The 3000-nt window shown below is 75.2% G+C and carries 3 protein-coding genes; 1 reads left to right on the top strand and 2 read right to left on the bottom strand.

The window, feature by feature from the left end; all coding sequences use genetic code 11:
• Window positions 1-121: 121 nt before the first annotated feature.
• Together WDV86_RS16095 and glmS are read right to left on the bottom strand one after the other, a co-directional pair.
• Window positions 122-556 carry a holo-ACP synthase gene (locus tag WDV86_RS16095; RefSeq protein WP_339568667.1) on the bottom strand — a complete coding sequence of 145 codons (435 nt, stop codon included), beginning with the start codon at window positions 554-556 and terminating at the stop codon, window positions 122-124.
• Between the two features lie 37 nt (window positions 557-593).
• Window positions 594-2480, bottom strand: coding sequence for a glutamine--fructose-6-phosphate transaminase (isomerizing) (gene glmS, locus WDV86_RS16090; RefSeq protein WP_339568666.1), 1887 nt, complete (start codon window positions 2478-2480; stop codon window positions 594-596).
• 82 nt (window positions 2481-2562) lie between these two features.
• Between glmS and WDV86_RS16085 the strand changes: the two genes are divergently transcribed.
• The coding region (locus WDV86_RS16085) for a type I pantothenate kinase (protein ID WP_445263134.1) at window positions 2563-3000 on the top strand (438 nt) is incomplete at its 3' end.

Below are 3000 nucleotides of genomic sequence, written 5' to 3'. Positions count from 1 at the left end.
TCGCCCGCGACCCTCGCGACCGCGGCCGACGCCCGCGCGACCAACGTCTCCAGCCCCTGCGGCAGGTGCTCGGCCGCCGCCTCCTCCGCCGCCCGCACCGCCGCGACGTCGTGCGCCCGGATCACGAGGCCTCCTCCGCAGCGGCGCGCTCCGCCACGCCGTCCCCCGCGCGCTCCGCCACGACGTCCCCCGCGCGCTCCGCCACGACGAACGCCGTCGCGATCCCCGCGTCATGGCTCAACGACAGGTGCACGGCCCCGACCCCCAGAGCGGCCGCCCGCGCCGCGACGCCCCCCCGCAGCTCCAGCTCCGGCGCCCCGTGCTCGCCCGTGCGCACCCGCGCGTCCCGCCACCGCAGACCGGGCGGCGCCCCCAGCGCCTTGGCGAGCGCCTCCTTCGCCGCGAAGCGCGCCGCGAGCGAGCGCACCGGCAGGTCCGCCTCGTCGTCGTCGAAGAGCCTGCGCCGCAACGCCCCGCCGTAGGCCGCGTCCCGCTCCAGGGTCCGGGCGAAGCGCTCGACCCCGACGACGTCGACGCCGACCCCGACGACGCTCACGCCACGCCCGACGCCACGCCCGACGGCACCGCTGGCGTCACTCGACGGTGACCGACTTGGCGAGGTTGCGCGGCTGGTCGACGTCGAGCCCCTTCGCCTCGGCCAGCTCGGCCGCGAAGACCTGCAGCGGCACGACCGTCAGCAGCGGCATGAGCAGGGGCGGGCACGCCGGCACCCGGATGACCTCCTCCGCGTAGGGCACCACGCCCTCGTCGCCCTCCTCGGCGATGACGAGGGTCCGGGCGCCCCGCGCGCGGATCTCCTGGATGTTGGAGACGACCTTGCCGTGCAGGCCGTGGGGGCTGCTGGGCGGCGGGACGACGACGAAGACCGGCTGCCCGGCCTCGACCAGCGCGATCGGCCCGTGCTTCAGCTCTCCCGCGGCGAAGCCCTCGGCGTGGATGTACGCGAGCTCCTTGAGCTTGAGCGCACCCTCCAGCGCCACGGGGAAGCCGACGTGCCGGCCGAGGAACAGCACCGAGCGTGAGTCGGCCATGAACCGGGCGATCTCCCGGACGCGGTCGAGGCCGTCGAGCACGTGCTGGACCTTCGCGGGCATCGCGTGCAGCTCGTCGAGGACCTCCTTGACCAGCTCGGAGGACGCCGTCCCCTTGAGCGCCCCGAGGTAGAGGCCCAGGAGGTAGCACGCGGTGATCTGGGCGAGGAAGGCCTTCGTCGAGGCGACGGCCACCTCGGGCCCGGCGTGGGTGTAGAGGACGGCGTCGGACTCCCGCGGGATCGTCGCGCCGTTGGTGTTGCAGATGGAGACGGTGCGCGCGCCGAGCTCGCGCGCGTGCCGCACGGCCATGAGCGTGTCCATCGTCTCGCCCGACTGGGAGATCGAGACTACGAGCGTGCGCTCGTCGACGACCGGGTCGCGGTAGCGGAACTCGTGCGCGTACTCGACCTCGACGGGGATGCGGCACCAGTGCTCGATGGCGTACTTCGCCACCATCCCGGCGTAGGAGGACGTCCCGCAGGAGATGACGACGACCTTGTCGACCGCCGCGAGCTCCTGCGCGCCGATGCGCACCTCGTCGAGCGTCAGCCGCCCGGCGGCGTCGCTGCGCCCCAGCAGGGTGTCGGCGACGGCCCGCGGCTGCTCGTCGATCTCCTTGGCCATGAAGGAGGGGTAGCCGCCCTTCTCCGCGGCCTCGATGTCCCAGTCGACGTGGAAGGGCTCCCCCTCGACCGCCTCGCCCTCGAAGGTGGTGATGCTCGCGCCGTCCGCGGTGATCGTCACGACCTGGTCCTGGCCGAGCGCCATGGCCGAGCGGGTGCGGGAGATGAACGCGGCGACGTCGGAGCCGAGGAAGGTCTCGCCGTCGCCCAGCCCGACGACGAGCGGAGAGCTGCGACGGGCCCCGACGACGACGCCCGGGTCGGCCGCCCGCACGGCCAGCAGCGTGAAGGCGCCCTCCAGCCGGCGGCAGGTGCGGCGCATCGCCTCCGTGAGCGCCTCGGGCCCGGTCAGGCCGGCGGCCAGGACGTCGCGCAGCCGCGCGGCCAGGACGTGGGCGGCGACCTCGGTGTCGGTCTCGGAGGCGAGCTCCGCACCGGCGGCCTCGAGCTCGGCGCGCAGCACGGCGAAGTTCTCGATGATGCCGTTGTGGATCACGGCGACCTCGTGCTCGCCCTCACCGGCGCCGTGCGGGTGCGCGTTGACGTCGGTGGGCCCGCCGTGCGTCGCCCAGCGGGTGTGGCCGATGCCGGTGGAGGCGGCGCCCATGGGCGCCGCCTCCAGCAGGTCGCGCAGGTTGGCCAGCTTGCCGGCGCGCTTGCGGGTCTCCAGGCCGCCGGCGCTCACGAGCGCCACGCCGGCGGAGTCGTACCCCCGGTACTCCAGGCGCGCGAGGCCGTCGACGACGACCCCCAGCGCGCGCGCGTCCCCCGGTGCCCCGACGTAGCCCACGATCCCGCACATGGGAGCCAAGGGTAGGTGCGCCGGCCCCTGGCCCCTGGCCTGCGCGCCGGCGTCCGCGCGCCGCCTGGCACCATCGGCGCCCGTGGCCGACCCCTCCCCCTACGTCGAGCTCGACCGGCACGCCTGGAGCGCCCTGGCGCCGGCCACGCCGCTGCAGCTGACGGAGGAGGACCTCGCCAGCCTGCGCGGCCTCGGCGAGCCCATCGACCTGGCGGAGGTGCAGGAGGTCTACCTGCCGCTCTCGCGCCTGCTGCAGCTCTACGTCGAGGCGGCGCGGGCGCTGCACGCCGCCCGCGCCGGCTTCCTCGGCGAGCAGACGACGCCGACGACCTTCGTCGTCGGCATCGCGGGCTCGGTCGCGGTCGGCAAGTCGACCACCGCCCGGGTCCTGCGCGAGGTCATGGCCCGCTGGCCGGGCACCCGCCGCGTGGAGCTGCTGACGACGGACGGCTTCCTGCGCCCCAACGCCGAGCTGCAGAAGCGAGGGCTGCTGGAGCGCAAGGGCTTCCCCGAGTCCTAC

It is taken from the genome of Pseudokineococcus sp. 1T1Z-3 (genome assembly GCF_037482365.1).
GTDB lineage: Bacteria > Actinomycetota > Actinomycetes > Actinomycetales > Quadrisphaeraceae > Pseudokineococcus.
This window is presented reverse-complemented; position numbering and strand designations above follow the sequence as displayed.